The organism is Streptomyces thermodiastaticus (genome assembly GCF_014656135.1).
GTDB classification, from domain to species: domain Bacteria; phylum Actinomycetota; class Actinomycetes; order Streptomycetales; family Streptomycetaceae; genus Streptomyces; species Streptomyces thermodiastaticus.
The window spans coordinates 363,667-388,068 of record NZ_BNBV01000002.1; the positions used below are offsets into that span (position 1 = coordinate 363,667).

A 24,402-nucleotide genomic window follows, 5' to 3' on the forward strand; every position below is an offset into this window, starting at 1 on the left:
GCACCGCGGCCGAACCGTTCCGCCCGGAGGTCCTTCCTACGATCGGGGGACACGGCGGGCGTGTGCCCGCCCGGGTCACGCCCCCGGGACCGCCGTCCCCTCCACCAGCCCGCTGACCTCGGTGCCGGGCGGCGTGAGCAGGAACACGTTCCGGTCCACCCGGTGCATGCCGCTGGCCAGCCCGAAGACGACGCCGGTGCTGAAGTCCAGCACCCGCTTGGCGACCTCGGGGTCCGCGCCGGTGAGGTCCAGCAGTACGGGGATGCCGGACATCAGGGTCTCGGCGACCTCCCGGGCGTCGGCGAACACGTTGACCCGCAGGACGACGAACCGGCGCCGTGTCTCCGTCCGGGCCTCCGGCGGCACCCGGTGGTTCACCGCGGACGGCCAGGCGTCGCGGCCCCTGAGCGGGACCACCTGGGCGAGTCCCTCCCACTGTTCGTCGGTGACGTCGCGCCTGTTCACCGGCCCCCCAACCTGACTCGCACTCCTGGCCTGCACCAGCCAATTCTTACGCGAGGTCACCTGTTCGGCCCAACAGCGACACGGTGGGCGACGGCCCGGCGTGCTGTTCCCGGCCGTCGCAGCGGCATCCGGCCGCCGGGCGTGTCCCACCGCACCGCGACGCTCTCCGGGGCGTTCGCGGCCCGGCCGCGGCGGCCGGTGCCGCCCCGGGACGGCGATGCGGCGGGTGTCCGGAAGCCGCCTGAGGCCGCCGCGCAGGCCACGGCGATAATCCGTGGGTGACCGCCCTACGCCCCCGTTCTCGTACTGTGCCGCGTCCCGCATGGGCGGGGCGCAACTACGTCCTGCTCACCACGGCCGCCGTCGTCTCGCAGCTGGGTGCCTCCGGTGCGCTGGTGGCGTCCGCCTTCGCGGTGCTGGCCGCCGGCGGGTCGGCGACCGACGTGGGTCTGGTGGCGGCGTCCCGCACCGTGCCGCTGGTCGTGTTCCTGCTGATCGGCGGGGCGCTGGCGGACCGGCTGCCCCGGCACCGGGTGATGGTGGCCGCGAACGCGCTCAGCTGCGTCACCCAGGCGCTGTTCGCGGTGCTGGTGCTCACCGGCACCGCCCGGGTGTGGCAGATGGCGCTGCTGGCCGCGCTGGGCGGCACCGGCCAGGCGTTCTTCTCCCCTGCCGCCGAGGGGATGATCCTGGCCAGCGTCCAGGGCAGCGCCTCGGGCCGGGCCTTCGCGGTGTTCCGGATGGGAGTCAACGGCGCCGGGATCCTCGGCTCGGGCCTGGGTGGAGCGCTGGTCGCGGCGGTCGGGCCCGGCTGGGTGCTGGCGTGCGACGCGGCGGCGTTCGCGGTCGCCGGGGCGCTGCGCGCCTTCCTCGACGTCGGTGCCGTACCCCAGCGCACGGGCGGCACCAGGATCCTGCGGGATCTGCGCGACGGCTGGCGGGAGGTGGTGGACCGGCCCTGGCTGTGGTCGATCGTGCTGCAGTTCTCCGTGGTCAACGCGGTGGTCGCGGCGGCCGAGACGGTGTACGGGCCCCTGGTCGCGCGGGAGCGGCTGGGCGGGGCGCAGCCGTGGGGGACGGCGCTGGCGGCGTTCGGTGCGGGCACGGTGCTGGGCGGGCTGCTGATGACCCGCTGGGCGCCGCGGCGCCTGCTGCGGACGGGCGTGCTGGCGGTACTGCCGCTGGCGGCCCCGAGCGCGGCCCTGGCGATACCGGTGACGGCTCCGGTGCTGGTGGCGGTGATGTTCGTGACCGGGGTGAGCGTCGAGGTGTTCGCCGTGTGCTGGATGTCGGCGCTGCACCAGGAGATACCCGAGGAGAAGTTCTCCCGGGTGTCCTCCTACGACTGGCTCGGCTCGGTGGCCCTGGTGCCCCTGGCCACGGCGGTGGCCGGCCCGGTGCGGGACGCGGTGGGCCGGCCGGCCGCGCTGTGGGCCTGCTCGGCGCTGGTGCTGGTGCTGACCCTGGGGGTGCTGTGCGTGCCGGACGTGCGCCGTCTGGTGCGCCGTACGGAGCCGGCGGCGGCCCGGCACCCGGTGACGGCCCGGCCCCCGGCGACCGGTGACGACGCCGGCGGTGCCGACGAGGCCGGGGAGGCGGCCGCACAGCGGCCCGGCGCCGCACCGCTCGACTCCCCGTGAGCCCACGGCCTGCGGCCGAGACGGCATGCGTGACCGACACGTGCGGCCGCGGACCGGTCGCCGGCACACGTGTCCGGAACATGTGTCCGGCACATGTGTCCGGCACACGTGGCGCGGCGGCCGGAACCGTCGCGCCACGGTTGTGCGGGTGACCGGGGTGGTACGGCCCGACGGCGCTCAGCCGGCGGAGCAGCTGACCGTGGGCCAGGTGGTGCTGCCGTTCTTCTGGATGGTCACGCCCCAGTTGTTGCCGTTGCCGTTCGGCCTGGCCACCAGCGTCTGCGCATCCGGATAACTCGCCGTGACGTTCCAGGTCGCCATCACCTTCTCCGGCGCCGGCACCCGCATCGTCACCGTCCAGTTGCTCGACCCGCTCACCGACACATTCAGGTTGTAACGGTCGCTCCACTGCTGCCCCGCCGACAACGTCGCGGTGCAGCCACCGGTGTTGCCACCACCACCGCCACCACCGCCGGGGGAGCCCCCGGCGGGGGCGACCGCGCGGCCGGTCTGCGGCGAGATCATGCCGGCGCACAGGCCCTTGGCGGCCAGGGTCTGCGCGATGCGCGGGATGGCGGCCAGGGTGTTGGCGGGCCATTCGTGCATCAGGATGATCTGCCCGTCGGTGAGCCGGCCGACGGCCTGCACGATCGCGTCGGTGCTCGCGCCGTTCCAGTCCTGCGAGTCGACGTCCCAGATGATCTCCTTCAGCCCGTACTTGGCCTCGACCGACTTCAGGGTCGCGTTGGTCTCGCCGTAGGGCGGGCGGAACAGTGTGGGTGTGCCGCCGCCCGCGCCGGCGATGGCCTGCTGGGTGCGGGAGATCTCGGAGTCGATCTGCGCCTGGCTCTGCTGGGTCAGGTGCGGGTGGGTGTAGCTGTGGTTGCCGACCCACATACCGGCGTCCACCTGGGCCTTGACCTGGGCCGGGTAGGCGGCGGCGTACTGACCCTCGTTGAACATGGTGGCCCGCAGCCCGTTCTGCTTCAGCGCGTTCAGCAGGGCGGGGGTGTGGTCGTTGGACGGGCCGTCATCGAAGGTCAGGCCGACGTAGCCGGTGCAGGCGGCGGCCTGCGCGGTGCCGGCGTCGACGGTACAGACACCCGCGGTGGCCAGCAGTGCTGCGCCGGCCAGGCCGGCGAGCAGGGAGCGCAGCGGCCGGTGTGACGGGATGCGCATGTGCGGTGTCCTCCTTCCGTTGTCCCGTACGCCGCTCAGCCGGCGGAGCAGCTGACCGTGGGCCAGGTGGTGCTGCCGTTCTTCTGGATGGTCACGCCCCAGTTGTTGCCGTTGCCGTTCGGCCTGGCCACCAGCGTCTGCGCATCCGGATAACTCGCCGTGACGTTCCAGGTCGCCATCACCTTCTCCGGCGCCGGCACCCGCATCGTCACCGTCCAGTTGCTCGACCCGCTCACCGACACATTCAGGTTGTAACGGTCGCTCCACTGCTGCCCCGCCGACAACGTCGCGGTGCAGCCACCGGTGTTGCCACCACCACCGCCGCCGTTGTTGCCGCCGGAGTCACCGACCGTGATGTTGGAGCTGCCGCTGCTCTGGTAGCCCTCGGTGGCGAGGATCATGTAGTTGAAGCTGCCCAGCGGCATGCCGTGCGCGGCCCAGGCGTCGAAGTGGTTGCCGGTGGTGATGGTGCCGCCGGTGCGCTTGGTCTGCCGGACGCTCCAGTACTGGTTGAAGGTCCGGGTGCCCTCGATGGAGGGGGCGTTGTAGCGGGTGGTCTCGTAGATGTCGTAGGTGCCGCCGTCACTGGTGACCGTGCCCTTGTAGGTGCCGGTGGGCCGGTAGGTGCCCCAGTTGTCGACGATGTAGTACTCGACGAGCGGGTTCTGGGACCAGCCGTACAGGGACAGGTAGGCGTTGCCGGACGGGTTGAACGTGCCCGAGTAGCTCACGGTGCGGCGGCCGCCGGTGGCCCAGCCCTTGCCCGCCACGAAGTTGCCGGTGTTGCTCCACTGGGTGCTGTAGTTGCCGCCGGGCCCGGTGTTCATGGTGACGGTGCCGGGGGCGTCGGTCCAGAACGAGTAGAAGTAGCCGTTGTGGGTGCCGGTCTGGTTCGAGGTGATCGTGTCCGCCCGGGCGGTGCCCCCGAACATCATCGCGGCCACGGCGGCCAGGGCCAGGGCCCACGCGGCTCTGACGAGCAGCCGCAGACCGCCTGCGCGGCCCTGAGGATGGACGAGCGTGTTCATGGACGTGCTTCCTCCTCGCTGCGCGTGCGTGAGGTGACGACGCGAGTGTTGGCCTGACCCTGACAACTGTCAACGGTTTCGGTAATTATTTCGAAAGGTTCGCGTAACGAAGGGATACCGCAGCCAAGGTGTATGCGCAGACCAAGCAGGCTGCACGACGACCGGAACCGGGGCTCTCTCCCGATCATCGTCAAGCCACGATCAAGGTAAGCCATGACTAATCCGAAAGTTTCGATTCCCTCATTCGAAGATCACGCGGGCCCCAGCAGAACGCCGCGGCACGACTTGGACCGGACGGACGCATGCTGACGCGGGGAGGCAGACACACGTATGCCTGAGCCATGCCGGCCACTCGCGAAGAGTGGCCGGCATGGCTCGATTCCGTGTGTTGCTGTCAGTCGCGCAACGCCATGCACTGGCGCAGAATCGGCTCCAGGCGCAGCTGGGCTCCCTCATGGTCGAAAACCTGCAGGGCGTCGAGACAGGTGACGATCCAGCGGGCCTCGTCCTCGTCTGTCTCCGTTCCGTTCCCCACCGCGGTCACCGCGCTCTCCCAGCCGAACGGGCCGTCCCCGAGCTCGCTTTCCAGCGCCCGGTATCCCGCTGCGAGCAGCAGGCCCGCGCGCAGGTCGTCCTCGTGCGTGCTGCCCACCAGCCCGGCGAGCGAGACCGGAACCAGGGGCTGAGCAACAGGTGCCGCATCCGTGTCAGCAGATGATCCGCATAGGCCGTCAGCTCGTCGCGCCGGGCAGCCTCCGGTGAGGGATAGCAGACGTCGATTACGAGATGGCCGTCCTCGTTGAGCCGGCGCCGACGGGTACGCAGACGCAGAAGCTGGGCAGGCGACAGACTCAGGGGCGTGCCGAAGGCGCGCGGGTCGGGGACCAGCAGTTCCCTTCGCCGTGGCGCGGTACCGGCAGGCTTGCCGGGGCCTTCGGCGCCGGCGGGCGCGCCCGACACCCAGGCAGGCACGTCGCCCAGCGGACCCGTCCGAGGGTGTGAGCCTTCCCGGTAGACGATCTCGGCGTACAGCGGGGCCGACCCGGTGGCGACGCGCACCAGGGAACCGACCGGGAGCGCGGGAGTGCACTCACCGAACGTGATCTCCGGAAAGTCGTCAGGATTCAGCGGGCTGCCGCCGTATATCCGTCACCGCCGAGGTCGTACCCGAAGTACGCGGCGTCGAAGGCGACGTTCGTGTGCACCGGAGCGGGGCGGGACGCGACCACCGCCTCGAGGTAGCACCGCAGCCGGTCCCGTTCCTCGTCACGTGTCGCGTCGTAGCCCCGCGTCATGGCACAGGTCAGCAGCGGCCGCTCTCCGTACGGGTCCGGCACCGCCTGTTGTCCAGCCCACCCCGTGCCAACCGATTCGAAAGGGTCCCCACCCATGGCACCTCCGCAACACCGCAGCCTCCCCAGGCACCCTGCAGTGCTCTCTGCAGACTATGCCTCCGGGCGATGTTGCGCAGGCGCTTTCACCACTTCGCAGGGCCAACTGCGCTTATGCACCCTCCCTGCGCCTCGGCCGAGCCGTCGCGGTGTGCCACCGATCGCCACCCAGGCCGGGACTTCCGCACGGTTTCTCCCGGCATGTCCTTCAGCAGGGCACCGGCGTTCCAGTTCCTCGGTCACAGCGGTGTCGTCCTACGCCGTGGAGTACGACCACCAGCCGCTGGGGCAAGGGGTGGAGGCGCTGTGCTGGCTGACCGTCGCCCCGCACGGACTGGAGGCGGCGGGCCGGGCCGCGGCCGAGTGGCCCGAGGTGCGTTTCGCCGCAGCGGTCAGCGGACGGGCCGGCCTCGTGCTCTCGGTGCTGTGCCGGACCACCGACGACCTGTACACCGTGGTCGGCGGCCGTCCGGCGCTTGCGTGTCCGCCGGGCGGTGCCCTTGTGCCCTTGTGCCGGGCCTACCGGGTGTGCCCGGTGCCGTCGTTGTGAGCGGCAGGCGAGGAACGGTGACCTGCGTACGTCAAGGGCACGGCGGCGAGCCGCGGATCAGGCAAGTGTCCTGGCCGGGCGCGTGCACCAGCTCACGAGAGCAGGCGGACCCAGCTCGCGCTCAGCTCTTCCAGCATCTGCTCCCGGTCGAGCTTCCAGTCGGTGTCGCCCCAGTACTGGGCGACGTAGTGCTGCTCTGCCCGGCGGCAACCGGCACTGAGCCACGTGCGCCGCACAGCCCGGGCGCGAGATGGTCAGCGGCCGACACTCGCTCCAGCCACCGCAGAGGTCCGCGCCCCCGGTCGGTCACTCACCAGTTCCCGTAGTTTCGCGCGCGTCTCCGGGTCCGTGGAGTACACGACCGTACCGACCATGCCGCGAGTCAGCAGGACCTTGTAGGTGTTCCGGATGAGCCGGTCCACGTCCGCGTCCGGCGTGGACCTCTTGAAGGCGGGATCCTTGGAGGCCGTACGGTCCGTGACCCAGCGGTCTCCGCGCCAGAGCAGGTCGGGGCCGATGATGACGCCCGACCAGTCGTACTCGAAGCCCTGGGCGGTGTAGACGCAACCGACTTGCCCGAAGCCTGCCGGGTCGGTGGCCCACAGGGCGGCCGGCGGCGCGCCGGAGACCGAGCGGTCACCCCGCAGGTTCCACGGTCGGGCCCAGTCGCCGATGACGACGTCGGGAGGCAGCGGCTGCCCCGGCTTGGGCTCCGGGGACCAGCGCCAGCAGTAGCCGGCGGACATCCGGGCATTGTACCCCTGGGCCCGCCGGGCTTCGAGGAACGCCTCCATCTCCTGCGGGCTGTCGGCGACCAGCACCTGCATGCGCCCGTCGGGCTCCCACTCCACCGGTCCGCCGGGCTCGAGGCCGAGGAGCCGGACCACCCAGTGCACATAGGCGTCGCTTCCTCCGCACCGGAACTGGCTGTCGAGAGGCACGACATGGCAGGTGATGCCTCGTCGGGCCGCCGCGGCCTTGATCGCGGCCACGGTGCCCATTTCACCGGGGCGTACGACCTGGTGCTCGTCGAGGAAGAAGACGGGAACGTAGGCGACGTCGATGAGTTCGTCGATCTGCGGCCTGCCGGTCCGCAGCGCGGCACGGGTGTAGCGGTTGGCCGAGGTCTCCCGGATGCGGTGGGCCTCGTCGCAGATCAGGGCGCCCAGGCTGTTCTTCTCCGCCGTCATGAAGCTGTTGAAGTACTTGAACAGGTCTTGTACCTCGCGCTTCCGGGCACCGGCGACCTTGCGCATCGTCTTGGTGAACGACTGCGATCCGGTGGCGTGCAGCGCAGGAACGCCACGCCGGTACAGCTCGCCGAGCAGCTGGAGGGCGATCACGCTCTTCCCGGTACCGGGGCCGCCGGTGACGATCACCACTTCCTTGTGGTCGGCGTGCTTGGCCTTCTCTACGGCGTTGAGCACCATGCGGTAGGCGACCTGCTGCTCGTCGAGGAGCACGAACTGCTGTCGCTCCCGCACCTCTTCCGCGGCCACGGCCATCAGCTGCTTCGACGGCACCGTGGCACCGGCGAGCAGTTCGTCGGCCGCGGGTGCCCCGGGATGCTTGTCGCTCAGCCGTGAGCGGAGATGAGCGAGAAACGCACCGCGCTGTTCCCCGGTGAAGAGCAGTCCGTGACCGTCCCGTTCGATGTCGCGCAGGCCCGCGACACCGAACTCCGTGGCGTTGTGCAGGAATGCCACGCCGCAGACGCGGTCGCGGTGCTCGGCCACGGCGCCGTTGAAGTTGACCAAGTAGTCGCAGTAACGGCGGACTTGCTCGATCGGGTTCAGGACAGGGTGTGCGTAGGCGTCGACGTGACAGAGAGTGGGGTCCTCGTCGTGAGGTACCGCCTGGCTCCATTGTTTGAGCTCCACCACGACGTAGGACGGCTCCCCTGTCCTCGGGTGCACACCCGCGAGCACGGCATCCGCACGCTTGCTGTTGAGCGGGAGCGCGTACTCCAGCATCACTTCCACATCACCCAGGCCCGCGTCGTTGAGAGCGGCGGCCAGGACCGGGAGGCTGCGCTCCCAGGAGCGGACCTCCGATGCCCCCGGCTTGTAGCCATGCATGTGGGTGAACTGCTCGGTCAGGTGCAGGAACAGCGAACCGTCGAGTGCCATGACGGCGACCGTTTTCGCGGACGCGCGGAACAGCAAGGACTCCCCCTGGGCAGCACGAAGTGAGCCGTGCGGGTGGGGGCATGTCCTTCGAGACTCCACCGGGGTGGAACGGAAGCCCGTCGGGCCGCGTCGATGACAGGTCCGAGATTACCTGCCGGTACTGACAGTCGTGGTGCTGGGCGCTCGGGAGGGCGACGGGAGCGCGTCTGCAGAACCCCGGACATAGATTTCCGGCCACACAGGAGTTCCGGCAAGCACTGAGCTAATGGCCACAAAATACCCATGAATCCACGAAACGAACACCAGTTGGGCAGGCGGCCGACGCACAACCGCCCCTGGTGTCCGTCCGCGCCCTTAGTACTCCAGCAGCGGTTCGTGTCCTGAGCTGGCAGTTGTCGTTCTCCTGGTATGGAGGGGATAGCTGAAGTCGCGGTCTGGGCTGCTGAGTTGGATTCGGTGTTCGCGCGGGTTGCCGGGAGGTTCGGCCGGGCGGATCTGCGGTGGCGGATGCGGGACTACGTCCGTGGTCTGCTGGGACGGGCGACACGCAAGAACGGCTGGCAGCTCGCGGAATGGGCTGGGCACCGCACTCCGGACGGCTTCCAGCGGCTGCTGAACAGCAGCGTCTGGGACGCGGACGCTCTGCGTGACGATGTCCGCGAGTACGTGGCGGAACAGCTGGGGCCCGACGGGGTGCTGATCATCGACGACACCGGGTTCGTCAAGAAGGGCACCACCTCGGCCGGGGTCGGCCGGCAGTACACCGGCACCTCCGGAAAGATCGACAACTGCCAGATCGGGGTGTTCGCCGCCTACGCCACCGGCTCAGGCCGGGCTCTGGTCGACCGGGAGCTCTACCTGCCCAAGTCCTGGACATCCGACCGTGAGCGGTGCCGGGCCGCCAAGATCCCTGACGAGCGGACGTTCGCGACGAAGGGCGAGCTGGCCCGTGACATCGTCCGCCGCTGCCACACTCGCCATGCTCGCCCATGCGGTCCTGACCGCCCTTGCAGCCCAGGCCGGCAACGACACAAAGGGGGCTGAAGAAACGCATCAGCCCTCATCCCGCTCACCGTGGCGGAGATCCGGCGGCTCCTGGACGCTCTCCTGCCCGTGAAGTTTCCTGCGGTCCTGCAACGGGGCCGCTGGCCTCCGGGCCCGGCATGACTGTTGCCCCCTGTCGAACGGATGACCTGGGGGGGTGGTGTCACCGGGCCCGGGAGGTGCCGTCGGAGACGCTGATCAAAGGTCCGGCCACCGCCCGGTCCGGCGCAACGCCGAGCAGTTCGCGGGCGGCAGGTCTGCCCCGTCACCCACGCACTGACATGGTCGGCCTGGAGAAGACGCCGTCAGGCCATCGCCCGCCACTGCCACTACCAAACACGCAGCTCAGGACACGAACCGCTGCTGGAGTATTAGGCCACTATGCCGATCCCTGGCTCCGAGGCAGCGAAGATTCGCACTCGGCCTGTTCAACGCCTGTAATCCATGCAGAGCACACCCAGTTCACCTTTCATCTCGGCGCACACTCGGCGCAGGCGGTCGCACACAAGCTCGAAATCTCTCACCTGGCAGCTGACGGTAAGTCGTCGGCCCGGGCCACTGAAGGGCCATCGCCGAGTCGCTCAGCCGAGGTGGCATGTCCATCCTGCGGGGTCGTTCCGTTTTCGTCATCGATCTTCACGTACGGTGCGTTCAGGAGGATGTTCAGGGTCGTGCATCACGACATGATCTTGAACCCCTTCCCGTCCCTTCATGCCAAGCCACCAGCTCAAGGAATCGGAACTTACACGTCTAAGGGCTGTCCCGTAACTGCCGGTCAGGGGTGAGATGATCATGTCGTGGCTGGTGTGATCACGGCGTCGGAGTCGTCCTGGACAGCCCGGTTCACCGGGCTGAGCCCGCGGCAGTCCGGCAAGCTGGTCACCGCGCTGCGGCGCGAGGGTGCAGACGCGGTGCGCAAGGGCCGGCCCTGGAGCCTGCCCCTGGAGGACCGCGTGCTCCTGGTCGCCGCGTACTGGCGCACGAACCTCACCCTGCGCCAACTGGCCCCGCTGTCCGGGGTGTCCAAGTCGGCCGCGGACCGCATCATCGACAACCTCCCACCCTCACTCGCGCTGCAGCAGCGCAAGAGGCTCCGCAAGGACACCGTGCTGATCGTGGACGGCACCCTGGACCCCACCCGTGACCACCAGGTGGCCGAGCAGTCGAAGAACTACCGGTACTCCACCAACCACCAGGTCGTCATTGACACCGACACCCGGCTCGTCGTCGCCGTCGGCCGACCCCTGCCCGGCACCGCAACGACTGCAAGGCATGGGAGGACTCCGGCGCCAAGGACGCCGTCGGCACGACACCTGTGGTGATCGCCGACGGCGGCTACCGGGGCACCGGCCTGGTCATCCCGCACCGCCGCGAACGCGGCCAGACCGACCTTTCGGACTGGAAAGAAGACCACAACCGTTCGCACCGCAAGGTGCGCGCCCGCGTCGAGCACGCCTTCGCCCGCATGAAGAGCTGGAAGATCCTCCGCGACTGCCGCTTCAAAGGCGGCGGCGTCCACCGTGCGGTGCTCGGCGTCGCCCGCCTCCACAACCTCACCCTCGCAGGATGACCGGCAAACGAGCAGGTCACCCGGCACACCAGAAGCGATTTACGGGACAGCCCTTAGTGGTTCGGGGTAGTCCTCCGCGGTCCTGAGAAGAAGGACTTCACGCAACCAGGGCGGGGCCGAACGAACGACGTGTCCGAGGAGGCGGCGCCGGAAAACCTCCGGTTGCCCCGGCCCGCGGGGCCTGGACGTCCACCGCAGGACCGAGCGCGGCCGCGGCCAGCCCATGGGCTCGCATGCCGCCGGCGACCAGTCCGGACGCGCGGTACAGGGTCTTGTCCGTGTGGTTCCACGGTGAAAGAGCCCCGCCAAGCCATCCATCCGTCGCACGACTGGGCCACCGGGCGCGCGCTCACCCACGCCGCCCGGCACAGTGGGGTGCAGCCGCCGACGAGCGCGGAGGCCGGCAGCACACCGGGCGCAGGCGTCGGCACAGCAGTCCGCCGGGAGGGTCCATGCACGACAAGACGCTCAGCAAGATCGCCGGTCGCCTCCTGCACCGGCGGGCGAGCACTTCACGTCCCGCGCGGGACCGGACCGGGACCGAGACGCTCGGTCTGGACGAACGGAAGGTCCTGCTGTTCGCCGACGGTGCGCTGGCTCCCGCGGAGGAGGAACAGCTCGCGGAGGAGGTCGCCGCGGCTCTCCCCCTGGGCTGGTCACTGCAGCCGAGGGCCAAGGAGATGCTGCACACGGTCAGCGACCATCTCGGCGGCGAGCCCGGACTGCTGCAGTGGCTGGACCGCCACCCCGGTCTTCCACGCCTGACCGCACGGCTGGTCGCGCTGATGGGCAACCTGGACACGTTCGGCAAGGACCCGGGAGTCGTCGAGGCGCTGCGGTCGTCGCGGGCCGAGAGGCCGCTCCCGGAGGAGCTGAAGGGCATCCTGCCGCCGGAGACCGGCGAGGAGACGCTCGGTGACATCGCCTACCACATCGAAGAACTGCTCTTCGACCGGCGCTGGCAGGAGGCGGCACGGGTCGCCCTGGCGGCGGCGGACTGGCTGCGCGACGCCGCACGGCGGGCCGCTTCCCCGACGCCCGCCGTCAAGGAAGCGGCCGAGGTGATGGATCATCTGCATCGGGAGATCAGCGATGCCGGCATGCCGCCCGGCCCATGAACGGTCATGGACAGGGCGCCACACCGGCCCGTGCACAGGCGGCATGCCGCCCAGCCCATGAACTCCCAATAGGCAGGGCGCCGCCCGGCTGATGCACAGGCGGCGCGCCCGGCACCCGGGCGAGCGGCGCGTCCGGGCCCTGTAACGGGCTGTGCTCCGGGCCCCGGGCAGGCCACGGCCCCGGGCGGCAGGCAACCGCAGCCGACCCGCCCCCTCGCCCGAGGCCGCTCATCCCTCCCGGTGGTCCCGCAGGATCCGCAGGAGCTCGGCGGCTTTCTCGCGGTCGCCGGCGGTCAGTGCGTCCAGGCCGCTCGGCGGTGCGGAGATCGTAGGCGCGTTCCTCGTCCTGGACGGCGAGGAGGCCGCCGCCTGGACGCCGGCGCCTCCTGGTCGCGGCGTGCCGCCCTCCGGCCGCGACCGCGGCCGGAGCCTCGTCGACTTCGAGTTCCGCACGGATGGCGAGCGGCTCCCCTGCCTTGCGACCGGATCGACCCTGTCGGTTCCATGTCGGAGGCAGCCCTGGTCACCTCGACTCGGCCCATCGCCGGTAGAAGCTGATCCGGTCCTCTCCGATGGCCGCGCGAAGCTCCGGTGCGTCGACTCCCAGGTTCTGCGACGGCGCGGCACACAGGACGGCGACCTTTCCGACGTGCTGGTTGGTCTGCACGGCTCGCGTCGCCTCGCCCACGTCGTCCAACGAGTACACCTTCGTCAGCGTGGGATGGATCATGCCGCGGCTGATCAGCCGGTTGGTCTGGACGGCCTCGTGGTAATTGAACCCGTGTGAGCCGATGATCTGCTTCAGCCGCATCCAGAGGTACCGGTTGTCATACTGGTGCCGGTAGCCCGTCGACGAGCCGCAGGTGACGATCCTGCCGCCGCGCTTGGCCACGTACACCGAGGTGGCGAAGGTCTCGGCGCCCAGGTACTCGAAGACGATCTGAGGGTCCTCGCCGACCAGTGACCGGATGGCCTCCCCGAGGATCCGCCCCGCCTTGGGGTGGCGGAATCCCTCCTCCGGCAGGTTCAGCTCGGACCTGTTGATCACGTGCTCGCAGCCTTGTTCCCGCAGCAGCCGGGCCTTGTCCTCGGAACCGACCAACGCGACGGGGATACCGCCGCCGTTCCTGACGAACTGGACGGCATAGGATCCGAGGCCGCCGGTGCCGCCCCAGACCAGGACGACGTCGCCCTGCCGCATCTGCGCCCCGTGCGGGCCGACCAGCATCCGGTACGCCGTTGCCGCGCACAGGGTGTTGCTCGCCGCCTCCTCCCACGTGAGGTGGGCCGGCTTGCGGACCAGCTGATTGGCCTTGACGAGGCAGAACTCGCCGAGCGAGCCGAAATTTGTCTCATAGCCCCAGGCCAGCTGGGTTTCCGTCAGCATGCCGTCCTCGTACGAGGCGTGGTCCTCCTCGTCCACATAGGACGGCGAGATGACGACCCGGTCGCCCACCTTCCAGTTCCTGACGCCGCTTCCGACGCGGACGATCACGCCCGAGCCGTCCGATCCGACCTGGTGGTACGGCAGGTCGTGGCGGGCGCCGTGCCGACCCTGCCTGCCCAGCTTCTCCAGGAACGCAAAGGTCGGAACCGGTTCGAAGACGGCGGACCAGACGGTGTTGAAGTTGATCGCGGCCGCCATGACCGCGACGATGCACTCGTCCGGAGCCGGTTCGGGCATGGCCACCTCACCGACGTGCACGGACCGACGGACGTCCTTGTCGCTCACGCCATCGAACATGCCGGTTTCGTCCTTGCGCAGGTAGGCCGCCCGGTAGCTCGCCGGCAGGTCGAGGGCGAGCAGTTCCTCGGGCGGGGCGCCGTCGATGACGGCCTTGAGCAGTTCGGACACGGGGCAGTCCTCTCGCGGGTACGGATGGTTTCCGGGTTGTGCGGCGGGATCGTGCGTGCGGCGCGGGATCGTCGCCCCGGCGTCAGCCGAGCGCCTCGCGCAGGAGGCCGGTGATCCGGTCGAGGTGTTCGACCAGGTAGAAGTGACCGCCGTCGAAGACCTGCAGGTCGAACGGTCCGGTGGTGTACGACGACCAGCGGCCGGCCTCCGCCGGGGTGACTTTGGGGTCCTTGTCGCCGGTCAGAGCGACCACGGGAACCGACAGCGGCGGACCCGGACGGTAGCGGTAGGTCTCCACCGCCTTGTAGTCGCCGCGGATCGCGGGCAGGGCCAGTCGGAGCAGTTCGTCGTCCGGCATCGGCAGTTCGGTGCCGGCGAGGAGCTTGACGGCCTTCAGCAGGGCGTCGTCGTCGAGCAGGTGCACCGACTCCGGCGGCTGGTCCGCGGGCGCCCTGCGGCCGGAGACGAACAGCCGCAGCGGCTCGATCCCCCGGCCCTGCAGCCTCCGGGCCGTCTCGAAGGCGAGAACGGCTCCGAGGCTGTGCCCGAACAGTGCCGTCGGGCGGTCCGTCCACGGCAGCAGTTCGGTGGCGACCAGGTCGGCCAGGGCGTGCATGTCGTCGACACATCTCTCGCCGCGTCGGTCCTGCCGTCCGGGGTACTGGACGGCGAGCACGTCCACGGTGGGCGAGAGCGCGCGGGAGAAGGGGAAGAAGAAGCTTGCGGAACCTCCCGCGTGGGGCAGCAGGACCAGGCGGCTGGCGGCCGCAGGTGCCGGGTGGAAACGCCGGATCCAGGAACTGGGTGGTGCCTGGGTGGACATGCAATAACCTTGGCCTTTCGAGGACGTCGCCGGTCGGCGGTGGGGGCGGATGCCGTTTTTATGACGCTGCGTCAGCTCTGCCGGGGTGGGTCGAAGTAGCCCGCTTCGGTGAAGAAGTCCACGTGTTTGGCGAACAGTTCCCGGTTCGCCGGCGGACAAGTGATCCCGCTGCCCTCCAGTGCCGCGGCCGTCTCGCTGTCGTCGACGGGCGGGTAAAAGGCGTCCGGCTGCGCGGCCATGACCTCGAATGCGTCGAGCAGCGGCAGCAGGGCGTTGTCCGGGTTGCCGGTCACCAGGTCGCGCCAGGTCGCCCAGTCCCGGACGGGCAGTTCGTAGCCGCGGGACCGCAGTTCCTCGAGCATCTCCGCCAGCGTCAGGCCGGAGTGGTTGCAGACGTGGAACGTGCCGCCTGCGGTGGCGGGCTGCCGGGACAGGTGCAGGATCGCCGCGCTGGTGTATCCGACGGGCATCAGCCGGAAGGTGACCGGGATGTCACCGGGCACGGCGCCTGCCTGCAGCATGCCCTTCAGGCTGAGCCAGACGAAGTCACGGGTCTGGCACGCCCCCGTCGCGGCGTCGCCGGCGATCAGGTCGACCCGGTAGACGGAGACCGGAAGGCCCCGGTCCCGCGCCAGGCCGACGATCTGTTCGGCGACCCACTTGCTCTGGGTGTAGCCCGTGGGCAGCGTCTCGCCGGGGCCGGTCGGGTCGGTGGTCCGCAGGGGCGCGCCCCCGGTGTCCCGGCCGACGTAGACACCGAGGGTGGAGACGTGGTGGACCGGGACCGTGCGATGGCGGGCCGCGAGCCGCAGGATCTCCTCGGTGCCGCCCACGTTGGCCGCCCTCACGGTGGCGTACGGCTGGACCCAGTTGACGGCGGCGCCGGCATGGTAGACCGCGTCGACGGTGCGGGCCAGGGCGTCGAAGTGAGCGGGGTCGAGGCCCAAGCCCGGGGCGGCGAGGTCGCCGACGACGACGCGCAGCCGGTCCTCCTCGATCTGGTCCGCGATGCCGTACCACTCCAGGTTGGCCCGCAGCCGGGCCCGCGCCTCCGCCTCGTCGCGGCCCCGTATCAGGCAGTGCACCAGGGCCGTGGTGGTCCGCATCAGATCGCGCAGCAGGTAGGCGCCGAGGAATCCGGTGGCGCCGGTGAGCAGCACCTCGCGCGGGTCGGGGGCGACACGGCACACCTCGTCCGCGGGCCGGATGTCGTCGGCCAGGCGGATCTCCGCGGCGAAGTCCACGGCGGGCTGGTCCGGCGCTCCGCCCTCGTCCCGGCCGCCGAGTTCGGCGACGAGGAAGCCGGCGAGCCGGGTGAGGGTGGGGTGGTCGAACACCAGGGTGGTCGGCAGTCGCAGCCCGGTGAGGGCGCCGAGGCGGTTGCGGAACTCCACGCCGGTCAGCGAGTCGAAGCCGAGATCGGTGAAGCGCTGGTCGACGCCGATGGTGGCGGGGTCGGCATGTCCGAGGACGGCTCCGGCCTCGGCACGCACCGTCTCCAGGACCGCCGCGCGCCGCTCCTTCTCGGACAGGCCGGCCAGGGCCGCGCTGAAGGAGTCCGCGGCCGCACCGGAGTTGCGGGCGGCGGGACGCACCGGCACCCGCAGCAGACCGCGCAGCACCGGGGGGGCCAGTCGCACCTGTTCTCGCAGGGCGGTCATGTTGAGGGGCGCGGCGACCACGGTGGGCCGGCCAGAGGCGAGTGCGGCGTCCAGCATGGCGGGGCCCTCGTCGGAGGCGATGGGCGGGTACCCGGCCCGGGCGATGCGGTCCAGGTCGGCGGCGGTCAGCTCGCCGGTGGTGCTGGTTTGTGCCCACAGGCCCCAGGCGACGGACGTGGCGGGCAGTCCGAGGCCGGCCCGGTACTCGGCCAGCCCGTCGAGGAAGGTGTTCGCGGCGGCGTAACTCGACTGGCCCGCACCGCCGATCACGCCCGCGAGCGAGGAGAACAGCACGAACGCGGAGATGTCGAGTCCACGGGTCAGCTCGTGCAGGTTCCACGCCGCGTCGACCTTCGGCCGCAGCACTCCGTCCAGTCGCTCCGGGGTGACGGCGGTGATCAGACCGTCGTCGAGAATGCCCGCCGCGTGGACGACACCGGTCAGCGGCCGGTCGGCGGGTATACGAGCGAGGAGGTCCGCGAGCGCGGTGCGGTCTGCGACGTCGCAGGCGGCGACGGTGACGCGTGCGCCCAGTGCCGAGAGTTCGGCGACGACTCGCTCGGCCCCGGGCGCGTCCGCACCGCGGCGACTGGTGAGCAGCAGATCGGTCACCCCGTGTTCGGTCACCAGGTGACGGGCGAACAGCGCTCCGAGCGTTCCGGTGCCGCCGGTGATCAGCACGGTACCGCCGGGCGTCCAGCGGCCCGTGGGTACGGCGGAGGACCGGGCGGGCAGCCGGTGCAGACGGGGCAGCAGGACACGGCCGGCACGGACGGCGGCCTGGGGCTCGCCGGAGTGCAGCAGCGCGGTCAGCGCTGCGGCGGAGGTCGGCTCGTCGTCGAGGTCGACCAGCACGAACCGGCCGGGGTTCTCCGACTGTGCCGAGCGAATCTGACCCCACACGGCTGCGGCCGCCGGGTCGGTCACGGGGCGGCCGGCCGCGGCCACGGCGCCATGGGTGACCAGGACCAATGGGATGCCTCCGAGCCGTTCGTCGGACAGCCAGTCCTGCACCAGCGCCAGGACGCGGTGCGTGGCGCGGCGGGCGGCGGCCACGGGATCGCCGCCGTCCCGGCCGGATCCGTCGGCGCCCGACGGGCCGCCCACGTCGCAGCGGACAGCGTCCAGCAAAGCGCCCGCCTCCACGGCCTTGGCCACTTCGCCGATATCGCTGTATCCGCCGGGGCCCAGGGTCGCCCAGTGCACGGCGGCCGACGGCTCGTCCAGGGCGATCGGGGTCCAGTCGGTACGAAAGACGGCGTCGTGGGTCCGGCCGCCGGTACGAGCGAGTTCGCCGGCGTCGGCGGGAGCGAAAGACAGGGAGCGGATGGTGGCGACGGGCTGCCCGGTGCGGTCCGCCAGCAGCACGGACAGCTCTCCGTCACCGATGGGCACCAGCCGGGCCCGTACGGTGATGGCACCCGTGGCGTGCAGCTGGAAACCGCGCCAGCGGGCGGCGAGCGGGGTGCCGGTTGCTGCGCCGCTCAGCAGCGCCGCCTGGACCACGCCCTCCAGCAGTGCGGGGTGCAGCCCGAAGCGGGCCGCGTCGGTGGCGGTCTGCTCGTCCAGCGTGATCTCGGCGAAGACCTCCTGTCCCGGCCGCGCCGTCCACAGTCCGGTCAGCCCGCGCAGACGGGGGCCGATGTCCAGGCCCGCTTCGGACAGCCGGTCGTAGGCCCCTTCGAGATCGACCGGTGCGGCGTTCGAGGGCGGCCACGCGGTGAGGGGCTCGGTGGCAGCGGGTCCGCTCAGGCTCAGGACGCCGGAGGCGTACTCGGTCCACTCGGTGTCGCCCTCCTCCGGCCGGGCGTGCACGGTGATGTTGCGCCGTTGTTCGTCGGGGGCTCCCACCCTGATCTGCACCTGCAGCGCACCCTGCGCGGGAAGCACCAGCGGTGCCGCCGCGGTCAGCTCCTCCACCGCGGTGCAGCCCGTCTCGTCGCCGGCCCGCAGCGCCAGTTCGGCCAGCACCGACGGCGGCAACACGGCGGTGCCGGCGACGGCGTGGTCGGCCAGCCACGGGTGGGTGCGCGGGGACAGACGGCTGGTGAAGAGGGTCTCGTCGGCGCCGGCCACGGCGACCGCGGCCCCCAGCAGCGCGTGGCCCGTCGCCGCCATGCCGAGCCCCGCGACGTCCGGTGAGTGGGCCGCGGCGGAGAACCAGAAACGCTCGCGCTGGAAGGCGTACGTCGGCAGCTGGACGCGCCGTGCCCCGGACCCGGCGAAGAAGGTGTCCCAGTCGATGCGTACGCCGTTGACGTACAGCTCGGCCAGCGAGGTGAGAAACCGGTCGAGGCTGCCTTCGTCGCGGCGCAGGGTGCCGACGGTGACGACGTCGTCCCCGAGGTTCTCCTGGAGCGCGGTGGTGAGCACCGGGTGCGCGCTGACCTCGACGAAGACGCCGTGGTCCTGGTCGGCCAGGGCCCGCACCGAGCGGGCGAACTCCACCGGGCGGCGCATGTTGGCGTACCAGTAGCCGGCGTCGAGGCGGGCGGTGTCGATCCAGTCGCCGGTCACCGTGGAGAAGAACGGGATCGAACCCGCCCGCGGCCGCACGGGGGCCAGTGCGGCGAGCATCTCCTCCCGGACCTGCTCCACCTGGGGAGAGTGCGAGGCGAAGTCGGTGGGGAACCGCTTGGTGCGTGCGCCGTCGGCGGCGCACTCCGCGAGGAACTCGCCGAGGGCGTCCCGGTCACCGGCGACGAGGACCGCGGTGGGGCCGTTCTCCACGGCGACCGACAGCCGGCCGTCCCACCGCGCGAGGCGCTCCTCCACCTCGGCGCGGGGCAGCCCGACCGCGCCCATGCCACCGCTACCCTGCAGCGTCAGGGCGATCCTGCTGCGCAGGGCTATCACGCGGGCCGCGTCCGGCAGGGTCAGACCACCTGCCACGCAGGCGGCGGCGATCTCGCCCTGGGAGTGGCCGACGACGGCGGCCGGCCGGAGTCCGCAGGACTGCCACAGTGCCGCGAGGGAGACGTGCACGGCGAAGAGGGCCGGCTGGACCACATCGAGCCGGTCGAGCGAGGGCGCACCCTCCACACCTCGCAGCACGTCCTCGAGGGAGAAGTCCACGAAGGGCTCCAGCGCCCGTGCGCACTCCGCGATCCGTTCCGCGAACACCTGCGAGGACTCCAGCAGCGCGGCCGCCATACCGGCCCACTGACTGCCCTGTCCCGGGAAGACGAAGACGGTCCTGGCAGGCTCGCCCGTCGTCCCGAGGACGGCGTTGTCCGCAGGCTTCCCGGCAGCCAGCGCATCGAGCCCGGCGAGGATGCCGGCGTGGTCGCGGCCGATGACGACGGCGCGCTGCTCCAGTGCGGCGCGGGTGGTGGCCAGCGAGAAGGACACGTCCAGCAGGGCCTGTTCGTCGTCCGGTGCCTCCTCGCGCAGCCGGGATGCCAGCCGGGCCGCCTGGGCGCGGAGTGCCTGCGGGGACCGGGCCGAGACCGGGAACGGCAGGACGGCCGTCGGCAGGGCGCGGGCGGTCTCGGGGGCGTCCTCCCGGTCCGGTGCGGCCGGTGCGGCCGGGGCAGGCCCGCTGTCCTCGAGGTCGTCCTGCGGGGCCTGTTCGAGGATGACATGGGCGTTGGTGCCGCTCGCGCCGAAGGCCGAGACCGCGCCGCGGCGTGGTGCTCCGGTCTCCGGCCACGGCCGTGTCTCGGTGAGCAGTTCGAGGTCGCCCGCCGACCAGTCCACGAGCGGGCTGGGCTCGTCCAAGTGCAGGATCCTGGGCAGCAGACCGTGCCGGATGGCCTGCACCATTTTCACCAGCCCGCCGACGCCCGCGGCGGCCTGCGCGTGGCCGATGTTGGACTTCAGCGAGCCAACCAGCAGCGGCCGTCCCTCGGGGCGCGCCCGGCCGTAGGTGGCGAGCAGGGCCTGGGCCTCGATCGGGTCGCCGAGGCGGGTCCCGGTGCCATGCGCCTCGACCGCGTCGATCTCACCGGCGGTGAGGCCGGCGTTGGCGAGTGCCTGGCGGATGACCCGTTCCTGGGACGGCCCGTTGGGGGCGGTGAGGCCGTTGGAGGCGCCGTCCTGGTTCACTGCGCTGCCGCGGACGACGGCCAGCACGCGGTGGCCGTTGCGGCGGGCGTCGGACAGCCGCTCCAGGACCAGCAGACCGGCGCCCTCGGACCAGCCGATGCCGTCGGCGGCGGCGCTGAACGGCTTGCACCGTCCGTCGGCCGCGAGGCCCCGCTGCCGCGCGCCGTCGATGTATCCGCCAGGGTGGGCGGCGATGTAGGAGGCTCCCGCCAGGGCCAGGGCGGACTCGCCGGAGCGCAGCGACTGGGCGGCCAGGTGCAGTGACACCAGGGCGGAGGAGCAGGCGGTGTCGACCGAGACCGCGGGGCCCTCCAGGCCGAGGACGTAGGCGATGCGGCCGGAGGCCATGCTGCTGAGCTTGCTGGTCATCTGGTAGCCCTCGAACTCCTCGGGGCAGTCCAGGTCCAGATAGCTCTGTTCCACCAGCCCGGCGAACACGCCGGTCCTGCTGCCCTTGAGCGACAGCGGGTCGATGCCGGCGTGCTCGAGGGCCTCCCAGGCCGTCTCCAGCAGGATCCGCTGCTGGGGGTCCATGGCGAGGGCCTCGCGCGGCGAGATACCGAAGAAGGCCGCGTCGAAGCGGGTGGCGGAGTCCACGAAACCGGCCTGACGGATGTAGGTGCTGCCGGGGCGAGCCGGGTCGGGGTCGTAGAGGGCGTCGAGGTCCCAGCCACGGTCCGTGGGGAAGTCGGAGATGACGTCGCGCCCTTCCAGCGCCACCCGCCACAGTTCGTCTGGGGTCGACGCACCGGGGAACCGGCACGACATCCCGATGATCGCCACCGGTTCCCGGCCGCCCGCCTCGAGTTCCGCGACCCGTTTGCGGGTCTTCTCCAGGTCCGTGGTGACCCACTTCAGGTACTCGACCAGCTTCTCTTCCTTGGACATGTGCTCCCCGCTGGACATGTGCTGCCCGCTCTCCTTCCGGTGAGCCGTCACCGGCTCGACCCGCGGCCGAGCTCGGTGTCGATGAAGTCGAAGATCTCGTCGGCGCTCGCGGCGGCGATCCGGCTCGCCGCGTCCTGGGACCGCTGCTGCGCGGGCTCCTCCGCTCCGGCTGGGTCGAGGCGCTGGAGGATCGTGCGCAGCCGCGCACCGAGCAGGGTGCGGTCCAGGTCGGGCTCGTCGGGGCTCAGCTCGGCCACAGTCGCCTCCAGCCGGTCGAGCTGGGCGAGGAGGGGCGGCCTCGCCGCTGTCCCGCCCGCGTCGCCCTCCGCGGCGGCCTGGGACAGGAGGTAGGCGGTGAGCGCTGCGGGTGTGGGATGGTCGAACACCACGGTCGCGGGCAGCGCCAGGCGGGTCGCGGCGCCGAGCTGGTTGCGCAGCTGGACGGCGGCCATCGAGTCGAAGCCGGCCTCCTGGAAGGGCCGTTGCATGTTGACCGCCGAGGGATCGGGGTGGCCGAGGACAGTGGCCGTCTCCCGGCGCACCAGGTCCCGGACGATCCGCTGCCGCTCGTCGTCGTCCAGTCCGGTCAGCCGTTCCGCGAGCGTCCGACCCGGGTCGGGTGCGGCGGGCGCGGCGGCGTCCAGAGCGGGCCGCAGCGGGCTCCGCACCAGGCCGCGGAAGAGCGGCGGTACGCCGCCATCCCGGTCCCGAAGTGCGCCGGGGTCCACCAGGGCGGCCAGGAGCACCGGGTGTGCGCCCCGGCCGTCCGCGGCCTCACCCGCGTTCGGTGAACCGGGGGCGGCCGGTACGGCGGCGTCGCGGGGACCGGGGGCGCCGACTGCCGGACGGGGTCCCGCGGTCGCGAGTGCCGCGTCGAACGCGGCTGCCACCGCCTCGGGGTTGAGGGCCCGGAAGCCGGACCCGGAGAACCGGTCCCGGAGCGCGCCGTCCGCCTGCCCGGTGCGCTCCCACGGGCCCCAGGCCAACGACAGCGCTGGCAGTCCATCGGCCGAGCGCCGCAGTGCGAGAGCGTCGAGGTAGGCGTCGGCCGCCGCCCGGTACGCCTGGCCCGTGCCTGCCGCGGTGCCCGCGGTCGAGGAGCACAAGATGAAGACGGCCGGCGGGCGGCTACGGATCAGCTCGTGCAGGTTCCGTGCCGCGTCCGCGGTCGTGCGCAGGGCGGCGTCCAGCCGGTCCAGGCTCACGCTCTGGACGGTGCCCCCGTCGCCAGGGCCCGCGGCGTGGATCACCGCGGTCAGCGGATGACCGTCGGGTATCCGGGCGAGGGCGGCGGCGAGCGCGTCACGGTCGGCGGCGTCGCAGGCCTCGAAAGTGACGTGGGCGCCCAGGGCCGCCAGGTCGGCGGCCAGGTCCGCCGCGCCGGGCGCGCGGTCACCCTCGGGGCCGGCGAACAGGAGGTGCCGCGTCCCGTGCCGGCTGACCAGGTGCCGGGCGAGGAACCCGCCGAGCTCTGCACCGCCGGTCACGAGCACGGTGCCGTCGGGGTCCAAGGCCGGTGTCGCGGCCGGGGCCGGCCGCCGCACACGCGCCAGGCGGGGGACGAGGAGCCGGCCGTGTCGTACGGCCACCTCGGGCTCGCCGGAGGCCAACAGGGAGGCGAGCAGCGCTGACGGGACGCCGGCGACGGCCGTGCCGGCGGGGTCCTGGTCGGGCACGGGCCGGGACGAGAGGGGATCGTCGGACAGATCGTCGGACGGATCGGCGTCCACCAGGACGATCCGGCCGCCCGCCTCGGACTGTGCCGAGCGCAGCAGTCCGCGGACCGCCGCGGCCGCCAGGTCGGCAGGCGCCTCCGAGGCCACCGTGCCCTCGTCCGCGACGGCCGCGCCACCGCGGGTCACCACGAGCAGCCGGGTCCCGGCAAGGCGTTCGTCGGCCAGCCATTCCCGCACCAGCATCAGCGCACGGCGCACGGCGTCGTGCAGGACGCCACCGCTCTCCCCGTCGCCCTCGGTCGTCCACGGTACGACCACGGCGTCGACGGATGTCCCCGCCTCGGCAGCCTTGCCGACGGCGGCCAGGTCCTCGGCTCCGTCGGTGCCCAGAGTCACCCAGGTGACGGGGGCCGTCGGCCCGCTCACAGCAACCGGCACCCAGTCGACCCGCAGCAGTGCGTCCGCCCCCCGGTCCTCGGCAGGGGCGAAGAGCTCCTCGGGAACCGCCCGGTAGGTCAGGGAGTCGACGGTGGCGACCAGCCGGCCCTGCCGGTCGGTTACCGTGAGGGCGACAGTGCGGTCGCCGGTCCTTGTCGTCACGGCCCGTACCGCGCCGGCGCCGGTGGCGTGCAGCCGTACGCCGCGCCACTCGACGGGCACGGTCACGGTACCCGCCTCCTCACCGAAGGGGTGACCGAGGAGCAGGGTGTCCAGCAGTTCGGGATGCAGGCCGAACTGACCTGCTTCGTGGGCGCGTTCGACGGGAAGCTCGGTCTCGGTGACCAGGTCGTCCCCGGTCTCCTCCGTCGCGTGGGCGTGGTGGGCGTCGGCGCGCCGTTCCGGGTCGTCGGCGGCGAGGCGTCCCCGCGCGTACACGGTCCACGGTGTGTCGTCCCCCTCCGAGTCGGGGCGGGCGTGGACCGTGAGAGCGCGCCGGCCGTCGTCACCCGGTGCGCCGACCCGGACCTGGAGCTGGACCGCGCCCCGGGCGGGCAGGACGAGCGGCACGATGAGCGACAGCTCCTCCAGCACGGTCGCTCCCGTCTCGTCACCGGCCCGTACCGCCGCATCGACCAGTCCTGCGGCCGAAAGGACGACACTGCCGAGCACCGTGTGCCGACGCAGCCAGGGGTGTGTGCGTGCCGAGACCCTGCTGGTGAACACGAGTTCGTCGCTGTCGGCGAGGGCGAGTGCCGTGCCGAGCAGCGGGTGACCCGTGGGGGTCAGGCCCGGACTTACGGCGGTGTCCGCCGGGTCGGTGGTCAGCCAGTAGCTGTCCTGTTTGAAGGCGTAGGTGGGCAGGTCCACACGGTGTGCGCCCGTTCCGGCGAAGAACGC

Annotated in this window: 14 protein-coding genes and 2 pseudogenes; 5 read left to right on the forward strand and 11 right to left on the reverse strand. The window is 71.6% G+C overall.

The window, feature by feature from the left end; translation table 11 throughout:
- Window positions 1-75: 75 nt before the first annotated feature.
- Window positions 76-465, reverse strand: coding sequence for a cell division protein SepF (locus tag IE286_RS03535; RefSeq protein WP_189795087.1), 390 nt, complete (start codon window positions 463-465; stop codon window positions 76-78).
- Window positions 466-773: 308 nt separating this feature from the next.
- On the opposite strand from IE286_RS03535, the gene IE286_RS03540 reads away from it, so the two are divergent.
- The gene (locus IE286_RS03540) at window positions 774-2,105 is read left to right on the forward strand and encodes an MFS transporter (protein ID WP_372462506.1); all 1,332 of its coding nucleotides are present in this window, start codon (window positions 774-776) and stop codon (window positions 2,103-2,105) included.
- A 177-nt stretch (window positions 2,106-2,282) separates the two neighbouring features.
- Here IE286_RS03540 and IE286_RS03545 read toward each other — a convergent pair whose 3' ends face one another.
- The 4 genes from IE286_RS03545 to IE286_RS27725 all read right to left on the reverse strand — a co-directional run bounded on the left by IE286_RS03545 (window position 2,283) and on the right by IE286_RS27725 (window position 5,649).
- Entirely contained in the window at window positions 2,283-3,284 is a 1,002-nt protein-coding gene (locus tag IE286_RS03545; protein ID WP_189795089.1) for a polysaccharide deacetylase family protein, read from the reverse strand.
- Between the two features lie 35 nt (window positions 3,285-3,319).
- Window positions 3,320-4,312, reverse strand: a complete 993-nt coding sequence (gene xynA / locus IE286_RS03550; RefSeq protein ID WP_189795090.1) for an endo-1,4-beta-xylanase XynA — start codon at window positions 4,310-4,312, stop codon at window positions 3,320-3,322.
- A gap of 394 nt (window positions 4,313-4,706) precedes the next feature.
- A complete protein-coding gene (locus IE286_RS27720; RefSeq protein ID WP_308115043.1) occupies window positions 4,707-4,964 on the reverse strand; it encodes a hypothetical protein in 258 nt (85 codons plus the stop codon).
- 472 nt (window positions 4,965-5,436) lie between these two features.
- Window positions 5,437-5,649 (reverse strand): hypothetical protein, encoded by a 213-nt coding sequence (locus IE286_RS27725; protein WP_308115044.1) that lies wholly within the window; start codon window positions 5,647-5,649, stop codon window positions 5,437-5,439.
- 301 nt (window positions 5,650-5,950) lie between these two features.
- Here IE286_RS27725 and IE286_RS27025 point away from each other — a divergent pair, with 301 nt between their 5' ends.
- On the forward strand, window positions 5,951-6,253 hold the full coding sequence (locus IE286_RS27025) for an Lrp/AsnC family transcriptional regulator (RefSeq protein ID WP_229861933.1): 303 nt from the start codon (window positions 5,951-5,953) through the stop codon (window positions 6,251-6,253).
- A gap of 92 nt (window positions 6,254-6,345) precedes the next feature.
- On the opposite strand, the gene IE286_RS03565 is transcribed toward IE286_RS27025, so the two are convergent.
- Complete coding sequence (locus tag IE286_RS03565; protein WP_189795092.1) at window positions 6,346-6,489, reverse strand: hypothetical protein; 144 nt, start codon at window positions 6,487-6,489, stop codon at window positions 6,346-6,348.
- A gap of 18 nt (window positions 6,490-6,507) precedes the next feature.
- Complete coding sequence (locus IE286_RS03570; protein ID WP_189795093.1) at window positions 6,508-8,418, reverse strand: DUF2075 domain-containing protein; 1,911 nt, start codon at window positions 8,416-8,418, stop codon at window positions 6,508-6,510.
- A gap of 372 nt (window positions 8,419-8,790) precedes the next feature.
- On the opposite strand from IE286_RS03570, the pseudogene IE286_RS03575 reads away from it, so the two are divergent.
- The 3 genes and pseudogenes from IE286_RS03575 to IE286_RS03585 form a co-directional block, all read left to right on the forward strand.
- Window positions 8,791-9,348 (forward strand): annotated as a pseudogene (locus IE286_RS03575) (IS701 family transposase); the annotation flags it as partial.
- Between the two features lie 875 nt (window positions 9,349-10,223).
- Window positions 10,224-10,996: pseudogene (locus IE286_RS03580) on the forward strand (transposase).
- Window positions 10,997-11,448: 452 nt separating this feature from the next.
- The gene (locus tag IE286_RS03585; protein WP_189795094.1) at window positions 11,449-12,114 is read left to right on the forward strand and encodes a hypothetical protein; all 666 of its coding nucleotides are present in this window, start codon (window positions 11,449-11,451) and stop codon (window positions 12,112-12,114) included.
- 523 nt (window positions 12,115-12,637) lie between these two features.
- On the opposite strand, the gene ccrA is transcribed toward IE286_RS03585, so the two are convergent.
- The 4 genes from ccrA to IE286_RS03605 form a co-directional block, all read right to left on the reverse strand.
- Complete coding sequence (gene ccrA / locus IE286_RS03590; protein WP_189795095.1) at window positions 12,638-13,969, reverse strand: crotonyl-CoA carboxylase/reductase; 1,332 nt, start codon at window positions 13,967-13,969, stop codon at window positions 12,638-12,640.
- 82 nt (window positions 13,970-14,051) lie between these two features.
- Entirely contained in the window at window positions 14,052-14,792 is a 741-nt protein-coding gene (locus IE286_RS03595; protein WP_189795096.1) for a thioesterase II family protein, read from the reverse strand.
- Between the two features lie 71 nt (window positions 14,793-14,863).
- Window positions 14,864-21,406, reverse strand: a complete 6,543-nt coding sequence (locus IE286_RS03600; protein ID WP_229861934.1) for a type I polyketide synthase — start codon at window positions 21,404-21,406, stop codon at window positions 14,864-14,866.
- A 29-nt stretch (window positions 21,407-21,435) separates the two neighbouring features.
- A partial coding sequence (locus tag IE286_RS03605) for a type I polyketide synthase (RefSeq protein ID WP_229861935.1) occupies window positions 21,436-24,402 on the reverse strand: 2,967 nt, incomplete at its 5' end.

Bases quoted from the DNA above. Each gene is read 5' to 3' on its own strand.
- IE286_RS03595 (WP_189795096.1), bottom strand. From the start codon at position 14,792: ATGTCCACCCAGGCACCACCCAGTTCCTGGATCCGGCGTTTCCACCCG.
- IE286_RS03585 (WP_189795094.1), top strand. From the start codon at position 11,449: ATGCACGACAAGACGCTCAGCAAGATCGCCGGTCGCCTCCTGCACCGG.
- IE286_RS03545 (WP_189795089.1), bottom strand. From the start codon at position 3,284: ATGCGCATCCCGTCACACCGGCCGCTGCGCTCCCTGCTCGCCGGCCTG.
- xynA (WP_189795090.1), bottom strand. From the start codon at position 4,312: ATGAACACGCTCGTCCATCCTCAGGGCCGCGCAGGCGGTCTGCGGCTG.
- IE286_RS03600 (WP_229861934.1), bottom strand. From the start codon at position 21,406: ATGTCCAGCGGGGAGCACATGTCCAAGGAAGAGAAGCTGGTCGAGTAC.